19 protein-coding genes, 1 tRNA gene and 2 pseudogenes are annotated in these 25,540 nt (G+C 60.6%); 5 read left to right on the top strand and 17 right to left on the bottom strand.

Features of this window, described 5'->3' with window-relative positions:
* Positions 1–5: 5 nt before the first annotated feature.
* From WDN02_RS10685 to WDN02_RS10665, 5 genes and pseudogenes are all read right to left on the bottom strand, one after another.
* The gene (locus WDN02_RS10685; protein ID WP_337293472.1) at positions 6–437 is read right to left on the bottom strand and encodes a CBS domain-containing protein; all 432 of its coding nucleotides are present in this window, start codon (positions 435–437) and stop codon (positions 6–8) included.
* Between the two features lie 186 nt (positions 438–623).
* On the bottom strand, positions 624–1,439 hold the full coding sequence (locus WDN02_RS10680) for a rhomboid family intramembrane serine protease (protein ID WP_337293471.1): 816 nt from the start codon (positions 1,437–1,439) through the stop codon (positions 624–626).
* A 96-nt stretch (positions 1,440–1,535) separates the two neighbouring features.
* A protein-coding gene (prfB, locus tag WDN02_RS10675) for a peptide chain release factor 2 (protein ID WP_337293470.1) occupies positions 1,536–2,667 on the bottom strand; the annotation gives its coding sequence in 2 pieces (ribosomal slippage) (positions 1,536–2,597 and positions 2,599–2,667; 1,131 coding nt in all).
* A 232-nt stretch (positions 2,668–2,899) separates the two neighbouring features.
* Positions 2,900–3,502, bottom strand: coding sequence for an NADPH-dependent F420 reductase (locus WDN02_RS10670; RefSeq protein ID WP_337293469.1), 603 nt, complete (start codon positions 3,500–3,502; stop codon positions 2,900–2,902).
* A gap of 16 nt (positions 3,503–3,518) precedes the next feature.
* A pseudogene (locus WDN02_RS10665) lies at positions 3,519–4,254 on the bottom strand (SDR family oxidoreductase).
* Between the two features lie 241 nt (positions 4,255–4,495).
* Here WDN02_RS10665 and WDN02_RS10660 point away from each other — a divergent pair.
* A pseudogene (locus WDN02_RS10660) lies at positions 4,496–5,371 on the top strand (LysR family transcriptional regulator); the annotation flags it as partial.
* 119 nt (positions 5,372–5,490) lie between these two features.
* Here the strand turns inward: WDN02_RS10660 and WDN02_RS10655 are convergent.
* Positions 5,491–7,899, bottom strand: a complete 2,409-nt coding sequence (locus WDN02_RS10655) for a penicillin-binding protein 1A (protein WP_337293468.1) — start codon at positions 7,897–7,899, stop codon at positions 5,491–5,493.
* A gap of 256 nt (positions 7,900–8,155) precedes the next feature.
* Positions 8,156–9,538: an N-acetylmuramoyl-L-alanine amidase gene (locus tag WDN02_RS10650; RefSeq protein ID WP_337293467.1), complete on the bottom strand. Its 1,383-nt coding sequence runs from the start codon at positions 9,536–9,538 to the stop codon at positions 8,156–8,158.
* A gap of 639 nt (positions 9,539–10,177) precedes the next feature.
* Here WDN02_RS10650 and WDN02_RS10645 point away from each other — a divergent pair.
* The gene (locus WDN02_RS10645) at positions 10,178–13,000 is read left to right on the top strand and encodes an Rne/Rng family ribonuclease (RefSeq protein WP_337293466.1); all 2,823 of its coding nucleotides are present in this window, start codon (positions 10,178–10,180) and stop codon (positions 12,998–13,000) included.
* Positions 13,001–13,121: 121 nt separating this feature from the next.
* The gene (locus tag WDN02_RS10640) at positions 13,122–14,270 is read left to right on the top strand and encodes a mechanosensitive ion channel family protein (RefSeq protein WP_337293465.1); all 1,149 of its coding nucleotides are present in this window, start codon (positions 13,122–13,124) and stop codon (positions 14,268–14,270) included.
* Here the strand turns inward: WDN02_RS10640 and WDN02_RS10635 are convergent.
* From WDN02_RS10635 to thrS, 3 genes are all read right to left on the bottom strand, one after another.
* Positions 14,267–15,070: a class III extradiol ring-cleavage dioxygenase gene (locus WDN02_RS10635; protein ID WP_337293464.1), complete on the bottom strand. Its 804-nt coding sequence runs from the start codon at positions 15,068–15,070 to the stop codon at positions 14,267–14,269. The genes WDN02_RS10640 and WDN02_RS10635 overlap by 4 nt on opposite strands.
* Positions 15,071–15,116: 46 nt before the next feature.
* The gene (locus WDN02_RS10630) at positions 15,117–15,794 is read right to left on the bottom strand and encodes a GH25 family lysozyme (protein WP_337293463.1); all 678 of its coding nucleotides are present in this window, start codon (positions 15,792–15,794) and stop codon (positions 15,117–15,119) included.
* A 310-nt stretch (positions 15,795–16,104) separates the two neighbouring features.
* On the bottom strand, positions 16,105–18,072 hold the full coding sequence (thrS, locus tag WDN02_RS10625) for a threonine--tRNA ligase (protein ID WP_337293462.1): 1,968 nt from the start codon (positions 18,070–18,072) through the stop codon (positions 16,105–16,107).
* A gap of 1,178 nt (positions 18,073–19,250) precedes the next feature.
* On the opposite strand from thrS, the gene WDN02_RS10620 reads away from it, so the two are divergent.
* The gene (locus WDN02_RS10620) at positions 19,251–19,889 is read left to right on the top strand and encodes a helix-turn-helix domain-containing protein (protein ID WP_337294918.1); all 639 of its coding nucleotides are present in this window, start codon (positions 19,251–19,253) and stop codon (positions 19,887–19,889) included.
* Positions 19,890–19,906: 17 nt separating this feature from the next.
* Positions 19,907–20,353 (top strand): invasion associated locus B family protein, encoded by a 447-nt coding sequence (locus WDN02_RS10615; RefSeq protein WP_337293461.1) that lies wholly within the window; start codon positions 19,907–19,909, stop codon positions 20,351–20,353.
* A gap of 17 nt (positions 20,354–20,370) precedes the next feature.
* Here the strand turns inward: WDN02_RS10615 and WDN02_RS10610 are convergent.
* The 7 genes from WDN02_RS10610 to WDN02_RS10580 all read right to left on the bottom strand — a co-directional run bounded on the left by WDN02_RS10610 (position 20,371) and on the right by WDN02_RS10580 (position 25,421).
* A tRNA-Pro gene (locus WDN02_RS10610) sits at positions 20,371–20,448 on the bottom strand.
* 116 nt (positions 20,449–20,564) lie between these two features.
* Entirely contained in the window at positions 20,565–21,107 is a 543-nt protein-coding gene (locus WDN02_RS10605; RefSeq protein ID WP_337293460.1) for a MerR family transcriptional regulator, read from the bottom strand.
* A gap of 126 nt (positions 21,108–21,233) precedes the next feature.
* Positions 21,234–21,626, bottom strand: a complete 393-nt coding sequence (locus WDN02_RS10600; protein ID WP_337293459.1) for an integration host factor subunit alpha — start codon at positions 21,624–21,626, stop codon at positions 21,234–21,236.
* Between the two features lie 302 nt (positions 21,627–21,928).
* The gene (locus WDN02_RS10595; RefSeq protein WP_337294917.1) at positions 21,929–22,927 is read right to left on the bottom strand and encodes a beta-ketoacyl-ACP synthase III; all 999 of its coding nucleotides are present in this window, start codon (positions 22,925–22,927) and stop codon (positions 21,929–21,931) included.
* 94 nt (positions 22,928–23,021) lie between these two features.
* On the bottom strand, positions 23,022–24,083 hold the full coding sequence (plsX, locus tag WDN02_RS10590) for a phosphate acyltransferase PlsX (RefSeq protein ID WP_337293458.1): 1,062 nt from the start codon (positions 24,081–24,083) through the stop codon (positions 23,022–23,024).
* 230 nt (positions 24,084–24,313) lie between these two features.
* Positions 24,314–24,871 (bottom strand): DUF177 domain-containing protein, encoded by a 558-nt coding sequence (locus WDN02_RS10585; protein ID WP_337293457.1) that lies wholly within the window; start codon positions 24,869–24,871, stop codon positions 24,314–24,316.
* Positions 24,864–25,421: a ubiquinol-cytochrome C chaperone family protein gene (locus tag WDN02_RS10580; RefSeq protein WP_337293456.1), complete on the bottom strand. Its 558-nt coding sequence runs from the start codon at positions 25,419–25,421 to the stop codon at positions 24,864–24,866. Before WDN02_RS10580 ends, WDN02_RS10585 begins: the two co-directional genes overlap by 8 nt.
* Positions 25,422–25,540: the final 119 nt, after the last annotated feature.

Raw genomic sequence — 25,540 nt, 5'->3', positions numbered from 1 at the left:
CCCGGCTAAACGGTCGCGATATATTCGCGCATCGCCGATTGTTCCTGCTCGATCTCCGCGAGTCGGAATTTGACGACGTCGCCAATCGAGATGATGCCGTCCACCCGGCCATCTTTCATGATCGGCATGTGACGGAAGCGGCCCGCGTTCATAAGTTCAACCGCGTCAAGCACGGTCACGTCTTCTGTTATCGTAATGACATTGATCGTCATATGCGACGACGCTGGGTCGTCCAACGCGTGAACACCGCCCTGCCCGAGCGCCCGCACGATGTCGCGCTCCGACAGAATGCCGAGCAACGCACCATATGCATCCGAAATGACCACGGCGCCGATACGGCGCGCGGCAAGGATTTGGGAAATTTCAAGCAGGGTCCGGTGCGGCTGCGCGGTTTCGACCTCACGACCCTTTGTCGCCAGGATTCGCGCGATTGTCATCTTGACCTCCTTGCATGGCATTTCGTGAACAATCGCGTTCATGGCGATTGATTGCCATAAGAATGCATGGCTTTTTCGAATGAATCAATCTGCAAGCGCGAAGATGAATCCCTTGCGCCGCAGCAACCCGCGTGCGCCGTTCAGACTTAGCTTGTCATTTCTCGCAACGCGCGAAAAGCATTCCGGTTAATCGTCAATCGGTAAAACGTCTTCATTGTGCGGCGCGGCATAAGGCGGATCGAAAAGCGTAAATGCCAAAAGGCCGAATAAAAATCCGCCGACATGCGCCTGCCAGGCAATCGCGCCGCCACCGACGTTGCCCGGCCCGGATACGATGCCGAAAATAAAATTCGTCACAAACCAGAAGATGAGAAAGGTCAGCGCGCTGCTGTCGGTGAAGACCGCCATCAGCGATAGTGCCGGCCGCGCATGGGGCGGGCGCTCCGACCCGCGCCCGCTCTCGCCCAACGGTGTGTCCGGCTGAAACATGAACCGCACCGCCGCCGCCATCGTCGCCGCATCGACGGCCGAGGCACCGATCACCGGCTGCAAATCATTCAGATGCGTGAGGAGATGCGCCAATGCGCCCGCGACCGCGCCGCCGATGCAGAAGGCGATAAAACGCTGCGGACCAAACCGCCGTGCGACCGGTGCGCCGAAGGCCACGAGCCAGAGCGCATTGAATCCCACATGCGCCCAATTGGCGTGCAGGAAAACATAAGTCAGCGGCGTCCACCACAATGGCTTGCCATTGTTGAGAAAGGCGCGATCAATCTCGCCCTGCATCGGGTCGGCGTCTTGCGCCGCCGCGATGACTTTTGCGATCCGGCCAGGGTCGAACGCATAGGTGAAGCGTCCGGGTACAAAGCCGAAATGGATGAGCGTCCAGATATCCTGTTCGAGCGGCAGAAGCTGGCGCAGCAGGTGAATGCCGAGCATCAGCCCGACGAGGATGACAAGAACCAGCGGGACGTTGAAAATTCTCTGGCGGCCACGCTGCACTTAAATCCCCTCTCGCCGCTGTCATTGCGAGGAGCTTAAGTGACGAAGCAATCCAGCCTTTGGGATTGCTTCGTTTTGCCCGCAATGACGCATTCCTTAATCCACGTCCTCGACTTCGCCCGGGCCGCCGCCATAAACTTTCTGCGCCAGCGCCGCTTCCATGAACGGTTCGAGATCGCCGTCGAGCACATCCGACGGCGTGCCCGACGTTACGCCCGTGCGCAGGTCTTTCACCAGTTGATAGGGCTGCAAGACGTAAGAACGGATCTGGTGACCCCAGCCGATCTCTGTCTTGGACGCCTCGGTGACGCTGGCCGCCGCCTCGCGGATTTCCATCTCGCGCTCATAAAGGCGCGCACGCAGCATGTTCCACGCCGTCGCGCGGTTCTTGTGCTGCGAGCGTTCGCCCTGGCAGGCAACGACGATGCCGGTCGGAAGATGCGTGATGCGGACGGCCGAGTCGGTCGTGTTGACGTGCTGACCACCGGCGCCCGACGAGCGATAGGTATCGATCCGGCAATCCGATTCTTTCACGTCGATCTCGATGCGGTCATCGATGACGGGATAGACCCAGACCGAGGCGAAGCTCGTATGACGGCGTGCATTTGAATCGAACGGCGAAATCCGCACCAGCCGGTGGACGCCCGACTCGGTCTTCGCCCAGCCATGTGCATTGTGGCCCTTGATCAGCAGCGTGGCGGATTTGATCCCCGCCTCGTCGCCTGCTGTCTCTTCGATGATTTCGACCTTGAATTTGTTCCGCTCACCCCAGCGCGCATACATGCGAAACAGCATGCGCGCCCAATCGCAGCTCTCGGTGCCGCCGGCACCGGAATGGACTTCGATATAGGTGTCGTTCTGGTCGACCTCGCCCGAAAGCAGCAATTCGATCTGCTTGCGCTCGACTTCCTGCTTGAGCTTTTTAAGCTGGCCGACGCCTTCCTTTTCGGCATCCGCATCGTTCTCGGCCTCGGCCAGTTCGACGAGCGTGACCGCGTCCTCAAGCTCCGACTCGAAACGCGCCATTGCACCAAGCCGCTCTTCGAGCTCGGTGCGTTCGCGCATCACCTTTTGCGCGGTTTCGGCATCGTTCCAGATATTGGGATCTTCGGCCTTGGCGTTCAGTTCCGCGAGGCGGCGCGTTGAAGCATCGACGTCAAAGATGCCTCCTCAGCAATCCCATGGATTGCTTGATCGATTGAGTCAGCGATTCGGCTTCGGCACGCATGAAAGGAAAAAACTCCGGTCGAGAAGGCGGCGGAACATAGGGGCGCGGCCTGGGGATGTAAATGGGCGCCAAGGCGGGGAATTAAGCCATGAACTCATATGGGAATGACTGAGATGGGCGGAAAGGGGACGTCGAAGCCCTCGCCGCTTCCGGACCTCGGATTATGACTTAGTCCGCGTGGACTCTCATGGGCGCAGGCAAGCAGCACCTCTGACAGTGGACAGTAAATCCGTTACTGCTCCTTCTTGAACAGGTCCTGGAAGATCAGCTGGCCCCAAATGCGGCCGCGTGCATGGACCAGCCGGCCACCTTGGTTGAGTTTGCCCAGATTGACGGGTGCAAAGCCGAGCTGGTTGGCCAAATCCGCCACGAGCGCGACTGCGTCCTCGTCGTCGCTCGAAAGAAAGACGACCCGGTGGAAACCCTCGACGATTGGATCGGCAGCCAGTTTGGTTGCGCCCAGATGGTTGAAACCCTTCACGAGCGTGGCGCCAATGAACGCCTTCGCAACGAAGGCGGAGGATGGGAGGCCGTCCAGCTCCTCAGGCGGAACTCCAAACGTGTTCATCGCGTCGATGATCGTCTTGCCTTTCCAGCTTGGCAGGGCCTTCGCAACCTCGCGATGCTCCCCGAACGGCACCGCCAAGATGATCGTGTCGGCCTCGACTGCATCTTGTAGTGACTTGGCGACGACCGTGGGTCCAATCGCCCCAGCCTGTGGCGCCAACGCCTCGGGCGGCCGGCGGCTCGCGACGGTTACCTTGATGTTCTTACGGGCGAAGGCGTAGGCGAGAGCCTGGCCTATCTTACCGAATCCTATAATCGCGTAGCTCATAATGCGTCTCCGATTTTCAGATGGCCGAGAAGCCGCCGTCGACAGACAGATCCACGCCATTCACGAAGCTCGAATCGTCCGAAGCGAGAAACAGCGCGGCCGCCGCAATTTCCTCAGGACGACCCATCGTTCCCCGTGGGATCAGAGATTCGAACATCTGCTTCGCCCCCTCGGTGAGGACTTGGTCCTGCATCGGTGTTGCGATCGGCCCCGGGCTGAGCACATTCACCCGGATATTCCGGCCCTTCAGTTCGTTGAGCCAAGTGCGTGCGAAGGAGCGCAACGCCGCCTTGCTCGCCGCATACACGCCGTAACCGGGAAAGCCTTTCACCGAAGCAAAGGACCCGGTCATGAAGATCGATCCGCCGTCGTTGAACAGCGGCAGGCGCCTTCTGCACCGTGAACAGCGTGCCGCGCGTATTCAGGTCGAAGGTCGCATCGAAATGCTGCTCGGTGATCTCGCCCAGCGGGACGGCTTCGCCCGTGCCGGCGCTCGCATACAGGATGTCGATCTTGCCCTTTCCGCGCTTGACCGTGTCGAACAGACGGTCGAGGTCGTCGAGACTGGCCGCGTCGCCGCGAAAGCCGGTCACGTTCCGGCCAATCTGCTTGACGGCCGCGTCGAGCGTTTCCTGCCTCCGGCCCGTGACGAAAACATAGGCGCCTTCTTCAACGAAAAGCATGGCGCTCGCCAGCGCCATGCCGCTCGTTCCACCCGTGATGACTGCAACCTTACCCTCAAGCTTCCCCATGACTCATCCTTTCAGGTTCCGTCGGGAGGCCCCGAGACCTTCGAGATGGGGCCACTGGCGTCAGGCGTTGAGTGCCAAAGCGCGCACAGGGGTGGTGCGAAATCGATCCGGCTGAACGACTGACGCCGGTTCGCCGTTCGGAATGGGCTGCGCTCGTTAGGATGGCTACCCAAATACGAGATGCTGTTTGGTATGTTAGATACGGGCTTAGAAGGCGCACCGCGTGGTGCCGGATTGCACCATGATCGACTGGGATGACGTTCGCTATTTTCTTGCCGTCGCGCGCGGCGGCTCAGTGCGGGCTGCCGGCGAGTGTCTTGGGGTCAATCACTCGACGGTGCTGCGGCGCATCGCCCAGCTCGAGGAACGCCTCGGGGCGCAGATGTTCGAAAAGCTGCCTTCGGGCTACCGCCTGACGGCGGCGGGCGAGGAGGTCCTCGAACTCGCGAACCAGATGGAAGCGTCGTCGCACCAGCTGGAGACGCGCGTCTTCGGGCGCGACCAGAGCGTGCGCGGACTTCTGCGGGTGACACTGGCGCCGCCGCTGGCGACCCACCTGCTCATGCCGGACTTCGCCGATTTCGCGCGGCTGCATCCTGACATCGAGATGGAAATCTTGTCGTCCGGCGAGCTGGCAAATCTGACCAACCGAGAGGCCGACGTCGCGATCCGCGTCGTCTACGACCACAAAACCCTGCCGCTCAATCTTCATGGCCTGAAGGGACCGGAGCTGTTCGGCGGCGTCTACATGTCCCGCGATCGACTAGCCGCGTGGCGTGCAGACGCGCCTGATCCCATCCGATGGATTGTCATAAGCCTTCATGGAATTCCGGATTGGGCCAGCGAGGGTGAGGTTCGCACCACGGGGGTTCCATTCAGGACCACGGACGCCGAGGCGCAGATCGTTGCTGTACGGCAAGGGCTCGGGATCACGACACTGCCGTGCTTCGTTGGCGATGCCGACCCCCACCTGGTGAAGGTGCCGGGCACCGACCTGCACCTGTACGGAACGGTTTGGCTTCTCACACAGGGAGAGACACGCAAGACGAAGCGCGTGCGGCTCTTCACCGAGTTCGTATCCCGTAGGCTCGCCGCGTACGCGCCGCTTCTCGCGGGCTATCGCGCGACTGATGCGCAGCAGGTCGCTGGCGGACGCTTGCAGTGGACAAGTGCCTGCAAGCGGGCATCCCCGCCGTACGCAACGGATCGTTTGCCGTCTAGCGGCGAGCCTACGGCCTAGTAGAGGCCGCCGGTGCCCTGCCCCAAATTATGATCCGCATTGGGATCGACGGTGAGCACGGTCGCCGGCTGCGAGCCATAGTTGAAATTGGTCGGCGGCGCGGTGCCCGGCTTGAACGCTTCAAGGATCGTGCCCGGCCCCGTCGAGCGCATACCGGTCTTCAGATCGACAGAAATAAGCTTGATGCCCGGCGGCACGCGGAACGGCACGTCCGGCTTATCTTTGAGCGCGACTTCCATAAAGTCGCGGAAGATCGGCGCGGTATAAAGGGCGGCCTGGGCGGAATCTCCAAGCGAGCGTGGATGGTCGTAGCCCATGAAGACACCAACCGTGAGGTCCGGTGAATAGCCGACGAACCAAAGGTCTTTCGCGTCATTGGTCGTGCCGGTCTTGCCGGCGAGATGCTTGCCGACGGCGCGGATCGCCTGGCCCGTGCCGCGTTCGATCACGCCTTCCATGATCGAGGTGATCTGATAGGCAGTCATCGGATCGATGACCTGTTCGCGCTTGTCGATGATCGCCGGCTCGTCCTGATTTTGCCAGGCAGTCTCGTTGCAATTCTGGCAGATGCGTTCGTCGTGCCGATAGATCGTGTGGCCCCAGCGGTCCTGGATGCGGTCGATCAGCGTCGCTTTGATTCTCTTGCCGCCATTGCAAAGCATCGCGTAGGCGGTGGTCATGCGCATCAGCGTCGTCTCGCCTGAGCCGAGCGAGTTTGAGAGATAGAGCGGCAGATTATCATAGATGCCGAAGCGGCGCGCGTAATCGGCGATCAGCGGCATGCCGATATCGCGGGCGAGCCGCACCGTCATCTGGTTGATCGAATGTTCGATCGCATAGCGCAGCGTGTGCGGGCCGCTCGATTTGCCTTCAAAGTTTTCCGGCGTCCAGATGCCGAGGCCCGGCCCCTGATCAATCGAGACCGGTTCGTCGAGCTCGATGGATGACGGCGTATAGCCGTTATCGATCGCCGCCGCATAGACGAATGGCTTGAACGACGAGCCTGGCTGGCGGAACGCCTGCGTCGCGCGGTTGAACTCGGACTGATCGAAGGAAAAGCCGCCGACCATCGCGAGCACGCGACCAGTGACCGGGTCCATGACGACGATGGCGCCGCCAACTTCCGGCGTTTGCCGCAGCCGGTATTGTCCGGGCTGGCCGGCGATGGGCTCGACGTAAATGATGTCGCCCGTCGCCAGTGTCGAATGCTGACGCCGGTGTGCCCATTTCAGGCCGACGGGGAGGACGACGCCGGTTTCGCGTTTGGCTTCAACCTCGCCCGACGGCAATTTTCTCGGCTGCAAGCCGATGCGCAGCGACTGGTCGTCGGCTTCGAGAACGACAGCAAGCCGCCAGGGCGCGACATCGCCCAGGGCCGGGAGGGTGGCGAGCGGTGGACCCCAGTCCTGCCCGATCTCGATATGTTTGATCGGGCCGTGGAAGCCGCGCGCCTCATCGTAGCGGACGAGACCGTCGGCCAGCGCATGACGCGCCATCATCTGCACGGTCGGGTCCAGCGTGGCGCGAACGGAAAGCCCACCTTCGTAGAGTTTCTTTTCGCCGTAGCGGTCGAGCAATTCGCGGCGCACTTCTTCGGCAAAGAAGCCGGCGGCATAGGTATTCGGCGAAAGCACACGCTGCGTCACACCCAGCGGTTCGGCCTTTGCCTTGGCGCCTTCAGCGGGCGCCACGTAGCCGTTCTCGACCATCCGATCGATGACCCAATTGCGCCGGTCGATGGCACGTTCGCGCTCGGTATAGGGATTGTAATTGTTCGGGCCTTTCGGCAACGCCGCGAGATAGGCGACCTCGGCAACCGTCAGTTCATTGACCGATTTGTTGAAGTAATTCAGTGCCGATGCCGCGACCCCGTAATTGCCCATGCCGAGATAAATCTCGTTGAGGTAGAGCTCGAGGATCTTCTCTTTCGAATAGGCGGACTCGATCCGGAAAGAGAGCAGCGCCTCGCGAATCTTGCGGGTGACGTCGCGTTTAGGGCTGAGGAAGAAGTTCTTGGCGACCTGCTGGGTGATGGTCGAAGCGCCCTGCATGTGGCGCGTGCCCTGGACGAAGACGAGCGCGGCGCGGGCCATGCCCTCGAAATCGACGCCGCCGTGATGATAGAAATTCTTATCCTCGGCCGAGATGAAAGCTTCTTTCACCAAGGGCGGGATCGCAAAACTCGGCAGATAGAGCCGCCGCTGCTTGGAATATTCGGCCAGCACCGAGCCGTCCGCCGCATGAACGCGGGTCATCACCGGCGGTTCGTAATTCTTGAGCTGCGTATAATCCGGCAGATCCTGCTCGAACTTCCAAATGACGATGCCCGCCGCAGCGGCCCCGACGATGAAAACGATCGTCAGGCTCGTGAAGATAAAGCCGAGAAGCCGGGCAACATAACGCATATTGAAATGGCGACCTTTCGATGCGCGGCGGCGCGGCTTTCTCTTGCCCTGCGAACTCTTGCCTTGCCAGCTCTTGCCCTACAAAGGCAAATATCTCGCGACAGGGACAGCCGTCGGCAACGCGGGCCAGAACGTCAGTCCGGCATGTGGTGCTGTGCTTTTGTGTTAATAGTTGGGCGTCGGCTGTGCCGCAACCGGTCAGTCGCTGCCCATTATAGCGGGCCGGAACGCGGGCCGCACCAGCGGCTGCCCGGCGTTATTTCAGCGTCGCGGTCGGCAGCGGGTCGAGCAGTGCGCCGGATTGTGCCGTGGTGGCATCCTTCTCCGGCAAGACGCCCTTGGCGGTGAAGAAGGCATCGATGGCCGCGGCGACCTTACCCGTGGTCGTATCGCGCCAGGTGGCGGAGCCGAGAGACGTGCCATCGGCGGCGTTGGAGAGATAGCCAAGCTCGATGAGCACCGACGGCACGTCCGGTGCCTTCAAAACCCGGAATCCGGCAAACCGCTCGGGGTTTTTGTTCAGCCGCGCCGCAACCTGCCAGTAATTGACGAGGGTGCGCGCGAAAACGCGGCTGTAGGTGCGCGTCTCCTGGCGCGTCAGATCGAAGAGAATATCCGAGACGCCATTGTTGTCGTCCTTGCTCTCGACGCCCGCCGCCGCATCGGACTGGTTTTCCTTTTCAGCCGTCCGCGCGGCTTCGGCGTCGGAAGCGTGCTCCGAACAGGTATAGACCGTGGCGCCGGAAACCTCGGCGGCGTCCGATACCGTGTCGGCATGGATCGAGACGAACAGCGACGCGCCGGCATCGCGGGCGATCTTCACCCTATCGCCAAGCGCCACGAAGACGTCGCTGTCACGCGTCATGATCACCTTGTAACGGCCGCTGTTGCGCAGCTTGCCAGCAAGCTCCCGGGCGAACGCGAACACGATATTTTTCTCGACCAGCCCACGGACCATTGCGCCGCTATCGATACCGCCGTGACCCGGGTCGATGACGACGATCGGCAATGCGCTCGATGCGACCGCCTGAGGAATCGGCGCGGTTGGCGTATCCCTCTCGGCGGCCTGCGGGTCACGCCGCGCCTCAGCTATGAACGCTCCCCGCTCGGTTTTGGCGAGGGCGACGATCAGATGGATGCCGTTGGCATCGGCCACGGTCTCGGCGCGCACAATTCGGGCCTGCCCGGCAAGATCAATGACGATTCGCGATTTGCCGGGCTCGAAAAGGCCGAAGCGGTAGGAAGTCACCATGCCGCCAAGCTTAAGAGTCGGCTCATGGCGATGACGCACCTTGCCATGGCTGGCTTCGCCGGTCGGGCCGGCAAAGACGACTTGCGGCAGTTCGACGACGATACGGTCAGGCGCTGCCAGTACAAACGACGTGGCGTGGACCGGAGCCGAAAGGGCGAAGCTCAATTGCGCCCGGTCGACGCCGTTATCGAGCCGTGGAACGCCGGCATAGACCGGCCCGGAGGGCTGGTTTTGGGCGCTGGCGCCAGCGACCTGCCGCAAGCCAACGATTCCAGTGGTTTGCGCCGAAGCGGCCTGCCCCGCAAGCGACAGCCCCGTGGCGAGCCACGAGGAGGCCAGTGCGGCAAATACCCGGCGTTTCTGGAGTCCAGCCAAATTCAGGCTCATGGCAAAGGTTAACCTCGGACGGCCCCCGGCCGCGCCTCTAGCGTGGACTCAGAATGAAACCCCGCGGTTAACGATGCCTCACCATGGCAGAATTGAAGCTTGGCCACAGTCACGCACAGGCAACAGGATTCAGGAAACTTGCCAAAAGGCGATACAACCAGATACAAAAGGCTGTTCGTGTCTGGTGCATCGTGAATCGCCCTGGACATTTGCGGGTCCGGCAGTCCGCCCCACGGTGCGGGCCGGAAAGTAAGCGCGTCGAATGGCGCCGATTTTCATCGTCTCCCGCGAACGAACGCAGTTTTTCGATGGCCCGCGTCAGCGCGGCCGATGCGCAGGTAACGATAAACATGGTCTGCCCTTCGAGGGGATCACTTCGGACCACCAAAATGACAATTGGCAGCTCGCGTCCCCGAGTTCGGGCGTTGGCGGGTGTTTGCGTTCCGGCGCCGCGTCGGGATCGATCCATGGATCGGGCACGGCGTGTCGACAAGTTCGGGCTCACAGACCGAGCCTCGCTTCCCTACTCTCACCCTTTGCGTCTGGCGCCAAATGCGCCGCCCCGCCGTGCCCTAGTCTCGTTCGCGAGATTCAGCGGCGGCAGCGGCGTCCTGCGCGCCACGCCCTCACGAGTTCCACATGCCCAACAAAATGCTTATCGATGCTTCGCATCCCGAGGAGACCCGGGTTGTCGTCACACGCGGCCATCGTGTCGAGGAATTTGATTTCGAATCGGCCGACAAGAAACAACTTCGCGGCAATATCTATTTAGCGAAGGTCACCCGCGTCGAACCTTCGCTGCAAGCGGCTTTCGTCGATTACGGCGGCAACCGGCACGGCTTTCTCGCCTTTTCCGAGATTCATCCGGATTATTACCAGATCCCGGTCTCCGACCGGCAGGAGCTTCTCGAAGAAGATGCTCATGCCCATCTCGAGGAAGAGGAAAATCATCGCCCACGCCGCAGCCGCCGGCATCAACGTGCCGAAAAGCGCCGTGGCGACGACGAAAGATTGGCGGACTCCGCGCCCGCAGCACTCGAAGAGAACGCCTCGGCGCCCGGCGATTTCGCCGAGGCGCAGGTCGCAGGATTCGAACCTGCTGCATCCCATGAAGATCACAATGAAGATCACAGCGCGGACGAAGCCCCAAACCTAGAGGCCGCCGCAGTTCGTGTCATCGAAATCGAAGCTGCTATCGTGCCGAACGACGCGGCCGAAGCCGCGCACGATGCCGCAGACGGCGAAGACAACGCGCCGCATGTGCTGGTCGCCGACCCGGCCGGATTTGCCATCGTCGACGACGCGCCACCGGCACATGAAAAGACCGTTGAGGGCGAAGTCGAGGCGCGCGAGCGCGATGTGCCCGCACCGGCGGAACATTCCGAGGATGACGAGGACGAAGACGACGAGGAAGAAGAGCACGTCGAACAGCTCGGTGGCGACGCGATGGAAGAAGTTCCGCAGCGAATGCACCGCTCGCGGCGCCAATATAAAATCCAGGAAGTGATCAAGCGCCGTCAGGTGCTGCTCGTTCAGGTGGTCAAGGAAGAACGCGGCAATAAAGGCGCGGCGCTGACGACCTATCTGTCGCTTGCCGGCCGTTATTCAGTGCTGATGCCAAACACCGCGCGCGGTGGCGGCATTTCCCGCAAAATCACCGACGCGGGTGACCGCCAGCGGTTGAAGTCGATCGCCCAGGACCTCGAAGTGCCGGAAGGCATGGGCGTGATCCTGCGCACGGCCGGCGCTTCGCGCACCAAAGCAGAGGTGAAGCGCGATTTTGAATATCTCCTGCGCATGTGGGAGACCGTGCGCGAGATGACATTGAAGTCGTCAGCGCCGACGCTCGTCTATGAGGAAGGTTCGCTGATCAAGCGCTCCATCCGCGATCTCTACAACAAGGACATCGACGAGGTGACCGTCGCCGGTGAGCCGGGTTATCGCGAGGCGAAGGACTTCATGCGCATGCTCATGCCGAGCCATGCGAAGAACGTTCACCTTTATCGCGATCCGCAGCCGATCTTCGCCAAATCCGGCGTCGAAGCTCAGCTCGACGCGATGTTCACCAATCACGTCACGCTGAAGTCCGGCGGCTATCTGGTCATCAACCAGACCGAGGCGCTTGTCGCGATCGACGTGAACTCAGGCCGCGCAACGCGCGAGCATGACATCGAAGACACCGCGACACGCACCAATCTCGAAGCCGCCGACGAAATCGCCCGGCAGCTTCGCCTGCGCGACCTTGCCGGCCTCATCGTTGTCGATTTCATCGACATGGAAGAAAACCGCAACAATCGCTCGGTCGAGCGGCGGATGAAGGAAGCGCTCAAGAACGATCGAGCGCGCATCCAGATCGGCCGCATCTCGCATTTCGGTCTGCTCGAAATGTCGCGTCAGCGGATCAGGACCGGCGTGCTCGAAGGTTCGACGATCATCTGTCCACATTGCGCCGGCGTCGGCACGGTGCGCTCGACCTCGTCGATCGCGCTGCATGTTCTGCGCTTGCTTGAAGACGCATTGATCAAAAGCGCCTCGCACAACATCACCGTGCGGACGCGGACCGAAGTCGCGCTTTACATTCTCAATCAGAAGCGCGCCAATCTGCGTGACCTCGAGCGCCGCTTCGGCGTCGCGATCACCATTGCGGCCGACGATTCACTGATCGGCGCCGCCTACCACACGATGGAGCGCGGCGAACCGGCGGTCGGCGTTCCCGAATTGCCGCACGCTGCGCCAGCGCTTGAAATGCCGGAAGAGGAAGAGGATCTCGACGTCTCGGAGACCGAAGACGGCGAGGCTGAAGATCAGACGGCGGGCGAAGCCGGAACCGACGACGAGGAAGGCGCCAGACGCAAACGCCGGCGCCGGCGTCGGCGCGGCCGTGGCAGCGATCGCGAAGCTTCAGGCATACAGCCTGGCGCGCCGCAGCCTTCAGACGACGCCCTCGCCTATGTCGCGGCCATCGATGGCATTCCAGAAACAGCGCGCGCCGAGTCCGAAGATGGCGAGAGCGACGCTGAAGACACGGTAAACGAAGACGGCGAGAGCAAACTTATGCCGGCCCGCGATGAGCGGCCGCGTCGGCGTCGCTCACGCCGGCGGGGTCGTGGCGGTGGCGAGACTCGCGAGCCGCAATCGGCCGAGGCCGCTGATGGCGAGACCTCAGAAGGTGAGGTTTCGGAAGGCGAGGCTTCTGGAGGTTTGGAGATCGTCGAGCGTGAGGATCTTTTCGCGCTCGAAGCTCCGCCGGAGCTAGCTGCGTCGCATGAGCATGCGCCGCGGCACGTCGAGCCCGAAGCCCCGGCCCCGGTCGCGCATTATTACGAGCCTTCGGTTGTGACGCCGGCAGCCGAACCGGAATCGATCGCCGCTGAGCCGGAGCCGGTCGCGGCCGAGCCGGACCCTAATCGGCCGAAACGCAGCGGCTGGTGGCAACGCGCCAAGGCAAGCCTCGGCAGTTAATCCGACAAGCTTGAACGAAAGTTCAAACGGCGTCGCTCCTTGAGCGGCGCCGTTTTCGCAATTGCGAACGGAATACGGAACTCACGAAATCGCCGCGCATTCATCGCCGGAAGGAGAAGCGATGAAAGCTCCAGCAAGCCTGCCCTGGTGGATTCGTGATCTCGGACATTATCTGCCCAGCTGGCTCGTCAGCACTCTCGTGCTCGTGGCTGCGGCTGCGCTCGCGCTCATATTCCATCGGACCATCCTGCGGGTGATCCGGCGCTTTATCGGCCCCGACCACGTTTTCATTCAATCGCTCATCTCGCGCGTATTCGGCGCAACGCGCTTTGCGCTGGTCCTCGCGGCGGTCGCCCTCGTCTTGCCCATCGTGCCGCTCTCGGGCGCGACAACGCTGTTGATCGCGCAGGCGCTCGCCATTTGTTTCACGTTGCTGATCGGGTGGGCATCCCTGATGGCGATCGAGCTTGCCGGGGATTTCTATATTGGCCGGTTCAAGATCGACCTCGCCGACAATCTGCTGGCGCGCAAACATGTGACGCAGGTCCGCGTGCTGCGCCGCGCGGCGGAAACCGTGGTCATGATGATCACCATTGCGGTCGCCCTAATGAGCATCCCGCAAGTACGCCAATTCGGCGTCAGCCTGATTGCGTCAGCTGGCGCCGCCGGTATCATCGTCGGTCTCGCCGCGCGGCCTGTTCTCACCAATCTCATTGCCGGCGTGCAGATTGCGATCACTCAGCCAATCCGCATCGGCGATGCCGTCGTTGTCGAGAACGAATGGGGATGGATCGAGGAAATTACCGGCACTTATATCGTCATCCAAATCTGGGATTGGCGACGGATGATTGTGCCGCTGTCGTATTTTCTGCAAACGCCCTTCCAGAATTGGACGCGCATGTCGTCCGAACTCATCGGCAGCGTCATGTTCTGGGTGGACTACACCACGCCAGTCGAGGCTTTGCGCCAGAAGCTCAGCGAGATCGTCGAGAATTCAAAATTATGGGATCGGCGTGTCGTCAATCTGCAGGTTTCGGACGTTTCCGAAAACGCCATGCAGATTCGTGCCCTGGCGAGCGCCCGAAATTCGCAAGATGTGTGGGACCTGCGCTGCGAAATGCGCGAAAAACTGATCGCATTTATGCAGGAAAGCTATCCGGCCTCCCTGCCCAAACAGCGCGCCGAGGTGCAAGGCTTTGACGAGCTTTCTCGGCGGCCCGCAAATCCGCCGCCGCGGGCCGCGAATGGCCATAAGGCGGTCGCCAATTAGCCGAATTGAAAGCCTGAAATTGGCTTGCCGACAATATGGTCATGATAGGTGCGTCGCCCTTGTGCATCGCCAGCGGCGCCGACAACGACATGCAACGGCAGCAAATGTTCGGCCTCCGGATGGCTCGACGCGGCGCCGGGCGCGCTTGCCCATTCCACCAGCCGGCGCTCGCGTACAGGGGCCGACACGCCCAGCGTTTCGTCGAGCCAGGTATCAAACGCCGCGGCCTCGGCATCACCGCGCCCCGAAAAGAAATTCTTCAGATTGTGATAGCTCATGCCGCTGCCAACGATGAGCACATCCTCATGCCGCAGCGGGGCAAGGGTGCGGCCCATCGCAAGATGTGTCGCCGGATCGAGATCCTTTTGTAAGGAAAGCTGCATGACCGGCACATCAGCCTCCGGCCACATCACCTTGAACGGTATGAAGACGCCATGGTCCCAACCGCGTGCGGTTTCTGCAGCGGGTTCAAAACCGCCGATGCGCAAAAGCTCGCCGACACGTGCTGCAAGCTCCGGTGCACCCGGCGCGGGCCACGTCAACTGATAGGTGTGTTCGGGAAAATTATAATAATCAAAGAGAAGCCCCGGATGGGCACCAGCCTGTACCGTGGGCACAGATTCAAGCCAATGGCCTGAGACGACAAGAACGGCTTTCGGGCGGCGCCCAAGAGCGTCAGGGATACCGCGCAAATAAGCGCCCATTCTCGTCCAGAGCTGCTGCGGATCGTCCATGAAGAAACACGGACCGCCACCGTGGGGAATGAATAGTGTCGGCCAAGGCGCCGATGAGATTGTCATTGACGCGATATGGGCGCGAGCGGTGGCTTCGCAAGGCCTACAGCGATCAAGTGCCTTCGACTGCCTCGGCGACAAGCCATTGATGCCAATCGTGCGACGAGCCGTAAAAGGCGTTGCGGTCGACATAGCCGCGAATGCCCGGCACATGCCCCTGTGCCGTGTGCTGCCAGAAATTCCAATGCCGTCCGGCATACTTGACGTCCGGATAGCATTTCACGCTGCGCACCCACATCGGATATTCCATGAATGCGCCGTCGGCGAGAACATCGCGATAAAAATCGACCGACGTGTAAATGATCGGCTGCTTGCCGTAGGCGTGCTGCATCGCGTCGAGAATGGTTTTCATCATCGCCCGCGCAGCTTCGGGCGGGACATGATGTGGACACGTCAGAGACGCCGGGTTCCATTCGACATCAAGCACTGGCGGAAGCGCCTGCGGATCGTTCGGCACGTTTTGCAGGAACCAGGCCGCCTGTTCCTCAGCCGGGCGACACCAATAGGCGAAATGGTAGGCACCCCGCGGTACCCCTGCCGCCTTCGACGCCATCCAATTCGCACCGAATTTTTCGTCGACGCGGTCGCCACCCTCGGTCGCCTTGATCCAGGCAAAACGTACGCCGGATTCGCGCACGGAATTCCAGTCGATGTCGCCCTGATAGCGGGAAACGTCGATGCCATGAATCTCGAAATCGGCGGCGGTCGGATAGACTTCGCTGTCAGGCACCGAGCCCGAACAACCGGCGAGCAGAAGCGTACCACACAGGCAAAGAAAGACTCTCAGGGCCGACAGCCTAAAACTGTCGCTCCCCCACCGGCGGGACGCCGGAATTCGAGCCCTCGGCACAGCAAGACGTCGGATCATTCGATTGATTTATCCGATGCCGGGTAACGACCCGTTAATGCGCGATGCCCCTCGCACGCGTGGCGACGCGCAAACCCTTCTACCGCTTGCCTTTATGGCCTGCGCTTGCGGCAATGAAAAGGCAAAGCCACGGTTAAAAATCCGATAATTCACACCGAGGCTCAAGCGTAGCTTAAGCCTCGACAAGTGTCGGCTCCTTCGCCGCCTCAAGTCGGTGCAAATCGGGCGGCGTCGCCTCGCCGGCCAGCGCAGCCAGCGCCGCATCGAGCCCGAGACTCACCTGATCCTGCGTGCCGAGACGGCGGATGGAGACCGTGCGCTCTTCCGCCTCCCGCTTGCCGACGACAAGCAGCACCGGAATTTTGGCCAGCGAATGCTCGCGCACCTTGTAGTTGATCTTCTCGTTGCGCAGGTCGAATTCGGCGCGCAGGCCTAATTTGCGCGCCGCCGTGACGACATCATAGGCGTAATCGTCCGCGTCCTGCGTGATGGTCGCGACCACGATCTGCAAAGGCGACAACCACAGGGGCAGATGGCCGGCGTAATGCTCAATCAGAATGCCGGTGAACCGCTCCAACGAGCCAAAGCTAGCGCGGTGAATCATGACCGGCGTTTTCTTCTCGCTGTCGGCGCCGATGTAGAAAGCGCCGAAACGGCCGGGCAGATTGAAATCAACCTGCGTCGTGCCGCATTGCCATTCACGGCCGATCGCATCGCGCAATGTATATTCCAGCTTCGGCCCATAGAATGCGCCTTCGCCGGGGCTGATCTCGGTCTTCAGGCCGCGCGATGCCAGCACGTCGAGCACCTGCTGCAACGCGGCCTCAGCCTTGTCCCACGCCTCATCCGAGCCGACACGCTTGTCCGGCCGCGTCGAGAGTTTCACGACGACATCGCTGAACCCGAAATCACTGTAGATCGACAGAATGAGATCGTTGATCTTCAGCGCCTCGTCCATGATCTGATCTTCGGTGCAGAAAATATGCGCATCGTCCTGCGTGAACGCGCGCACGCGCATGATGCCGTGAATGGCACCCGACGGCTCGTAGCGATGCACGATGCCGAATTCGGCGATTTTCAATGGCAGATCGCGATAGGATTTCAGACCGTTCTTGAAAATCTGCACATGGCCAGGGCAATTCATCGGCTTCAACGCGAAGACGCGTTCGTCCTCGGTGATCGTCGTGAACATGTTCTCGCGATAGGTCTGCCAGTGGCCTGAGGTCTCCCACAGCGCACGGTCAAGCACCTGCGGCGTGTTGACCTCGACATAGCCCTCCACTTCCTGGCGGCGCCGCATATATGCGATCAGCGTCTGGAACAGCGTCCAGCCCTTGGGATGCCAGAAGACCGTGCCCGGCCCTTCCTCCTGGAAATGGAACAGGTCCATTTCGCGGCCAAGGCGGCGATGGTCGCGCTTCTCCGCTTCTTCGATCTGCTTCAGGTAAGCATCGAGTTCAGCCTGTTTGGCGAAGGCGGCCGCATAGATGCGCGAGAGCATCGGCTTGTTCGAATCGCCGCGCCAATAGGCGCCTGCAACCTTCATCAGCTTGAACGCCGAGCCGATCTTTCCGGTCGATGTCATATGCGGGCCGCGGCAGAGATCGAGCCACTCGCCCTGCTTGTAGATTTTCAGATCCTGGTCAGCCGGGATCGCATCGACGAGTTCGACCTTGAAGGCTTCGCCATGCTCTTCGAACCAGGCCTTCGCCTGATCGCGCGTCCAGACTTCCTTGGTGAAAGGTTTGTCCTTGGCGATGATCTCCGCCATCTTCTTCTCGATGGCCGGAAAATCCTCGGGCGTGAACGGCGCGTTGCGGAAAAAATCGTAGTAGAAGCCGTTCTCGATGACCGGACCGATCGTCACCTGCGTGCCGGGATAGAGCGACTGCACCGCCTCGGCCAGCACATGCGCGGCATCGTGGCGGATCAGCTCGAGCGCGCGGGGGTCATCGCGGTCGATGAACTCGATCTTGGCATCGTGTTCGATGGGATCGGCGAGATCGGTGACTTTGCCATCGAGCGCCATGGCGATTGTGCGCTTGGCAAGTGACGGCGAAATGCCCTTGGCGATGTCGCTGCCGCGAATACCGGCGGGAAACTGGCGCGCGGCGCCATCGGGAAACGTCACGGAAATCATGGTCTTCCTTTCGCTCACTCGCCGATACCAATCGGCGTAAGCACGAGAATTATATTGGACGCGCGCCCTTGCGGCGCAATGGTCGCATGTCGGCCCCTGGTCCGCGGGGAGGCTGTGTCAGACTCGGCTTATCGTGTCAACGACAGGGAGGTGTGCCGGTTGAGGCTTGCGGTTAACGGCCCCGCCAGTTTCCCGAGCATCGGACGGCGACGAGGTAACCATTCTGTGATAGATCGGTGGATACCTTAACGAATTAAGTCACCGCATATTAAGTAACCACATCATATAGTTAGCCACTCGATCAGGATTGCGGAATGTCTGGTAGCGTGGTTGTGCGGGAACACCTAGAGCTTAACGAGCGGAGCCCGCGACCGCGTCCAAGGTGGTGGGCTTGGTTAGGAATCTTAAGCTCGGCAGCTCTGTTCGGTGCATTTTGCATTTGGGTCTATACAGCGGTCAGAACAAACGACGGTGCGCGCTGTCAGCAGACTGCGGCCGCCGCGGATGCCGATACGATGCCCCGGATGATTTCCAATCTGACAGCTCTACGGCGTCGGACAACGGTCGCGTATGCCTCGTTCGGCGGGATATGGTCGCGCGCTGATCTGGCAGACTGCAGTAGATCACGCGCCTGAACAGCTCCGGCAGATCAAGGCAGCAAAATGGTCGGAGTGGCGGGTTCGAACACGATTCCTTGTTCCCCCAGACTCGGTGTCATACCCCCTTTGCCAGCAGACCTGTGCGGGACTTTGCGAGGGACTTTTTTCCCGCCGACGCCGTTTGTTCCATCGTAGCGGCAACCTCTTAGGCAAAGGAATGCATGTAACACATGGTTGTCCTGATATCAGAGCGATGTAGCAGTTCGCGCAGGGCCGGAAGTCCTTGGTTTCGCGGAAAAATATGTTGCGAGATCATCCGGGCGCGATGTAAGCCGCTCTGGATTTCACATATATCTCTTGGCGTGCAGTGAACGAATGAATACCTTGCTGCAATGACGCCAAATTTCTACGCAAAATATGTTTCTTTGCGCGATTGCTCTCGACCAAGATTGAGAGAACGTCAGCTCCGTGCATAATTTCGATGAACAGAAATTGTAGAGCCTGCGACGTCAGATTGATTACGATTCTCGAATCGATTCGGTTTGCGCGTCAGGTATTTGCGAAAAACGGGCTTTGACGATGGGGCTTGATCCCGACCAACTGGCGAAAGCCGCCGACGCGTTTTTGAAATCGGGCTTTAACCGGCCGACTATGATTGAGCTCGCGGTCGCCTGCGGTTTCTCGCGCCGCGCGCTCTATTACCATTACAGAAACAAGGAAGAGCTTTTTCGCGACGTTATTCGTTATCAGAACGAACGCGCGATGTATGCCGGCTGGACCGCCGGCATAAGCGCACTCATGGAAGGCGAGAGCGCAGTCGACGTGATCACGGCATTCCTCGACACACGATTTGGCGCGACCCGCCGATCCGCTGCCAACTCACCCTACGCTCTTGAATTGGCGGATTCAGTCTTTCGCCTTTGCGATGATATTATCATCGAGTTGCAGGTACGGCTGCAGGAGGACCTCGTCAGAATGCTCGAGACGCTACAGACGGCGGGCAAATTGACAATCCTGTCCGATATGAACAAGGACGAATTGGCGGCGATGCTGGCGGCGGCCGTTCGCGGCGTGAACCAAACGCGTCCGCACTTGAAGGATGTTGAATTTCAGCCGCGATATCATGCGATCATCAAAGCCATATTGCGCGGATCAGCCAAAATGCCCGCGAAGGATCGCCGGCGACTTGAAGGCGCTACCTCCGATATCCAAAGCTGAGCACGCATGACAAAGATGTGCTGCCGCGCGGCGCGCGTTGCAGGCTGCCCGCTCAGCTCCAGTGTGTAATGAGCGCAGGAACCCCGTCACAACGCAATTGTACGATTGGTCAGACGACGCAAGTTCAAAATCAACCGTTTTCACACGTCCTCGTCGCGAAGCCGGTGAAAGGCCATCCGACGAATCTTCTCGTTCAGCTGCCGGTCAACATCTTGATCGCAGGCAACGTCCGCGTTGAAACGAATGATAAAGATATTGGGATCGCGGCACCCTTCGACGTCTGCATTCCTGCGGGCTGCATTGCCAAATTCGAGATTAAAGAATCGCTTCTGCAGAAATTCCGAGGCAATGCCGGGAGCACGACCGGCAGGATCATATTTCGGGACGCGAGCGGCCGTGCAGTGGCCATTCCGCTGTCGTCCAAAGGCTTCGGCCAAGCTTACGAAGCCTTGGCCAAGCTGTGATGATGATGTGAGTTGAGTGGTCGGAGTGGCGGGATTCGAACCCACGACCCCTTGTCCCCCAGACAAGTGCGCTAACCGGGCTGCGCTACACTCCGACTGCGGCTCTTATAGAGAAACGCCGAGACCGCTGCAACGCGCATCCGGCCCGAAAGCCGGGCTTCCCCTAAAAGAAAAACCCCACGTGCGGACAAGGGGATAAGCAAGATGTCGCTTATTGGGCGTTGGCCGGCCGGCGGGCGTTGCCGAGCAGCCGCTCGCATTCGTTCAATTCGGCCAGGAGCGTCTCGAGCACCTTGTAATCGGCCGGTCCAAGCGCTGCGTGTGCGCCTGCGCCCAATCCGGCGAAGGACTCGTCCGCCTCACCAAAGGCGAAATCGGGTTCTGGTTCCTCGTGCAGCGCGTCCGGCCGGCGCGGCGCGGTTGCAGTTGCGCCCTGCATTGCGATGTCGAGCGGCATTTCCTCTGGCGGCACCATCTCGGCCCCGCCCTGCCAAGCCGTGACAACGCCGCGCACGCCCTGCTCTTTGAGAATTTTCTGCACGCCCTTGATCGTGTAGCCCTCGCCGTAGAGAAGCTGGCGAATGGCGCGCAGAAGTTCGATGTCTTCGCGGCGATAGTAGCGTCGGCCGCCGCCGCGCTTCAGCGGGCGAATTTGGGTGAAACGCGATTCCCAGAACCGGAGGACATGCTGCGGCAAATCGAGATCGCTCGCGACCTCGCTGATGGTCCTGAATGCGTCTGCTGTTTTTTCCATTGTTCCGCGGCTCCGATCCCGGCAGCATCCCCGCTCTGATCTAACGCAAGGAACAATGCCAGCGCGTTTCGGCAAAAACGCCGAACATCGCAGCGCCGCAAATCACATGGCGCTCGGCGAATCAGACTACTCGGAATCGGGCTCGGCGTGAACGCCGTTAATCTGCGCTTTCAGCAGATTTGACGATTTGAAGATGAGAACGCGCCGCTCCTTGATCGGCACTTCGACGCCGGTCTTGGGATTACGGCCGACGCGCTGGCCCTTGTGGCGCACGCTGAACGATCCGAACGACGAAAGCCGAACCCCTTCGCCAGCGATCAATCGATCAGTGATTTCGTCGAGCACTTGCTCGACAAGCGCCGCGGATTCTTTGCGCGACAAACCGACCTGCTGATAGACGGCTTCGGCGAGATTGACGCGCGTCACAGTGCGAGCGCCGTCCTCACCTTTTGCAGCGGCGATTACGCCGGACAAATCGTCCGCGCGTGAAACCGATGTCGACAATTCACTTTTGACCATCTTGGGACTCGATGATTTCTGAATGCGATGACTTGGCAGCGAAGGCCGTAATCTTGGTCTCCGGACAATCGCCCGAGCTCAATGAAAACGAAAGGGGCGCCAAAAAAACGTGCGCCTCGGCGAGCAAAATTCTCCTGAACATTTGATCAGCCCCGCAGTCCCCTTCCCCGCATCGCAAATGGATTAAGCTCTTTGCTTGCCTTGAACTTTGGCGCAAAACATACGTCAGCACAATAGACAGAAACATTTGCCCTGCAAATACTATACGGACAAATGCTGAGGTTGTTGCAAAGCGGCAGCAGCTACCAGCGAAGAAGTACCGCGCCCCAGGTAAAACCGCCGCCCATCGCTTCGAGCATCACAAGATCACCCTGCTTGATGCGGCCGTCGTCGCGCGCCGTCGTCAGCGCCAGCGGCACCGACGCCGCCGACGTATTGCCATGAAAGGCGACGGTCTTCACGACTTTTTGCGGAGCAATTTTGAGCTTCTCCGCCGACGCGTCGATGATACGGGCGTTGGCCTGATGCGGCACGAACCAGTCAAGCTGCTCGCCGTTCGTCCCGGTCGCAGCAAAGGCGGCGTCGACCACATCAGTAATCATCGTTACGGCTAGCTTGAAAACTTCCCGCCCTTCCATGCGCACATGGCCGGCTGTTCCGGTCGATGATGGCCCGCCGTCGGTATAAAGTTTCGAAAGGTGCCGGCCATCGGACCGCAGATGCGCGGTCAGGACACCGCGATCGGTGCTCGTTCCTTCGCCCGACCGCGCTTCAAGGATCATTGCCGCAGCGCCGTCGCCGAACAGTACGCAGGTGCCGCGGTCCTTCCAATCGAGCAGCCGCGAAAACGTCTCGGCGCCGATGACGAGCGCCCTTTTGTGCGACCCCGAAGTCAAGAACTTGTCTGCCGTCGTCAGCGCGAAAATGAACCCTGAACATACGGCCTGGAGGTCGAACGCGACGCCGCCGGTCATGCCGATCGCCGCCTGAACCTGCGTTGCAACGGCGGGAAAGGTATAGTCCGGCGTCGCCGTTGCGACGATGACGAGATCGATATCCTCGCCCTTGAGGCCCGCATCGGCAAGCGCAGCGCGCGCCGCATGTGTCGCGAGTGTCGAGGTGCGCTCATCCTCCGCCGCGATATGACGCATTTTGATGCCGGTGCGCTGCGTGATCCACTCATCGCTCGTGTCGAGCATCTTCTCGAGATCCGCGTTGCTCAAAATCCGCTTTGGAAGATACGACCCCAGGCCAGCGACAACGGAGCGGAGAACGGCATTTTGCGGTCGGGTCAAAGATATTTGTCCTGTTTCAAACAACGTGACGGTCGCCTTAGAGCATTTTCCGCCGCGACAGAAGTCCGAACTACCTCCCAAAAGTGGCGATCAAGCCGGCTTAGGCTTCGGCTTCCGGATCGGCGGTCGCCACCACCGCAGGCACGTCACGCTCGGAGAGAGAATTCTGGATCTTGCGCAGAAACTGGTCGCGGACCAATCCGTGGCCGATTTCCAGTGCCCGCGCGGTGCCGACCGCGTCGGAGCCGCCGTGGCTCTTGATCACCACGCCTTCGAGGCCGAGCAGGATACCGCCGTTGACGCGGCGCGGGTCCATCTTGTTCGACAGCGAACGGAACGCCTGCCGTGCCAGCAAATAGCCGAGCTTCGAGGCGAAACTGCCGCGCAGCGCCTCGCGCAAATAGGCGCTGATCTGCTTGGCCGTCCCCTCCGCCGTCTTGAGCGCAATATTGCCGGCAAAGCCTTCGGTCACGACCACATCGACGCTGCCTTTGCCAATGTCGTCGCCTTCGACAAAGCCGCGATAGTCGAAATCGGTCGAATTGAGTTCGCGCAGGATCCGCGAGGCGGCCTTCACTTCCTCGATCCCTTTAACTTCCTCGACGCCAATGTTGAGCAACCCTACGGTCGGGCGTGGTGACGAAAAGACGATCCGCGCCATCGCGGAGCCCATGATCGCCAGATCGACAAGATGCTGGGCATCGGCGCCGATCGAGGCGCCGACGTCGAGCACGATCGATTCCCCTCGCAGCGTCGGCCAAAGCACGGCAATGGCCGGCCGGTCGATCGCTGGAATCATGTGCAGGCAAATCTTCGCCATCGCCATGAGCGCGCCGGTGTTGCCCGCGGAAAAGGCGGCATCGGCCTCGCCCCTTTTGACAGCCTCAAGCGCCTGCCACATCGAAGAGGTGCGCCGGCCATTACGCAACGCCTGGCTGGGCTTGTCTTCCATACGGATTTCGACATCCGTGTGCCGCACGCTCGAGACGCTGGCCAGCCGCGGATTGGCCGCAAGCAGAGGTTTCAACCGCGTCTGATCGCCGAAAAACGTGAAACTGAGGTCGGCGTGCTGGGTCAGCGCAAGCGCGGCGCCGGGTAGGATCACCTCCGGGCCGTGGTCACCGCCCATGGCATCAATGGCGATGCGCACCGTTTGCGTCATGAAAGCTCCCTAGAGCGGGATGCGAAAAAGTGGGTACCGGTTTTTCGCATGAATCCCGCTCTAAATTATTAGAATCGATCACGTTCATGGTTTTCGATCATTCAAATTGCTCAACTTGGGCAAGCCCGAATTGGGTCGATCCAAAACCATCGTGATCTAGCCCGGCCGGACCGCCAAGCTGCGGCCTGATCCGCTAAGGCAAAGCGCCCCGCCCGGCAAGCGCGGCCAGATCAAGATTGATCGGTGAGCTTCTTGAGCGCATCGAACGGCCGCTCTATCACATCGTGCGGATCGGTCACAGGCGCGAACTCTGCCCCCGGCCTGCGCGGATAGGGGTCGAGGCCAAGCGCAAGAAATTCCGCCGCCAGCGCGCCAAGGTCGATCGCGTCGTCCTCGATCGGATCTGGCGGGTCGCGATCGCCCGATTGGGCGCCGAGCAGAATATCGGCCTGGGTGGAGGCCTGCGCCGCAGCCGGAGCTTCGGCGAAATCGACATCGACCTCCTCGGCAAGATCGCTGTCGAAAGGCTCCAGCGTCAGAACACAGATCTGCGTGATCTTTGCCCGCACGGTGCCGGTGACATTGAAGCTGGAAAGCCCCTGGCGAGCGACATGGAAGTCCGCATCGAGCGCCGCAAGGCCGACAAGGCCGTCGGCCTTTGCCAATGCCTGCCGCGTGGGTGCATCGGCGCTCAGCGTCACGTCGAGGCCCTGCTCCGGCACTTCATCCACAAGAATGAGATGCGAAAAAATCTTCGGCGGCGGGGCGTAGGAATCGGCTTTACTCATTACACACCTCACGGAAGTTCGCAGCGGCCTTGACCCGAAATATAGGTCCTTTGAGAAAATCTGCGAGTGACATTTGCGCCAGGGCTTCATCGGATCGCTCAGCGTAGCAAGCAAGGCGCTCGCCGCCTCGCGCCTCGGCGAAGACGTTGCGCGAGAGAGCCGCAGCCAGGGCCGTATGCTGCGCCATGCCCGGCTGCCCGAGCGCTTCATTGTAAGCGTTGGCGCGGCCTAAAAATGCCTCGGCAAGATCACGCATCCGCCGCGGGACGCCAGTGTCGCCGATGCCCATTTCGCGCAAGCCGATGTCGAAATGGCGAAAGATGGCATCGGCAAGATCTTGCGCAATCTCGGGTCCTGGCGGCGGCAATTGCTTCAGACGCCGCAGCGCCAATGCAGCGTGCAAAGCAATCGATTCGAAGCGCCCATCGATCGTGTCGGCAATGCCGTAATCCGTGAACAAAACCGGGTCGCGCGCGGCGGCGACAACGTCGGCATGCAGCCGCTCGATGACACTTGCATTGCGTTTGCCCCGGAAAAGCCCAAAAATCATGACTTTAGATTCCATATCGCGGCTTGAGCGGGGCGAGTTGCGACCTTGATTTCCGCATATTAGAAACGATCGGATTATACGCGTTTTGGTCGAATCGACCAAAACGCGCCGTAATCTAA

The organism is Methylovirgula sp. (assembly GCF_037200945.1).
GTDB lineage: Bacteria > Pseudomonadota > Alphaproteobacteria > Rhizobiales > Beijerinckiaceae > Methylovirgula.
Note: the sequence above shows the minus strand (reverse complement) of the source record. Positions and strands in the feature narration are given on the sequence as shown.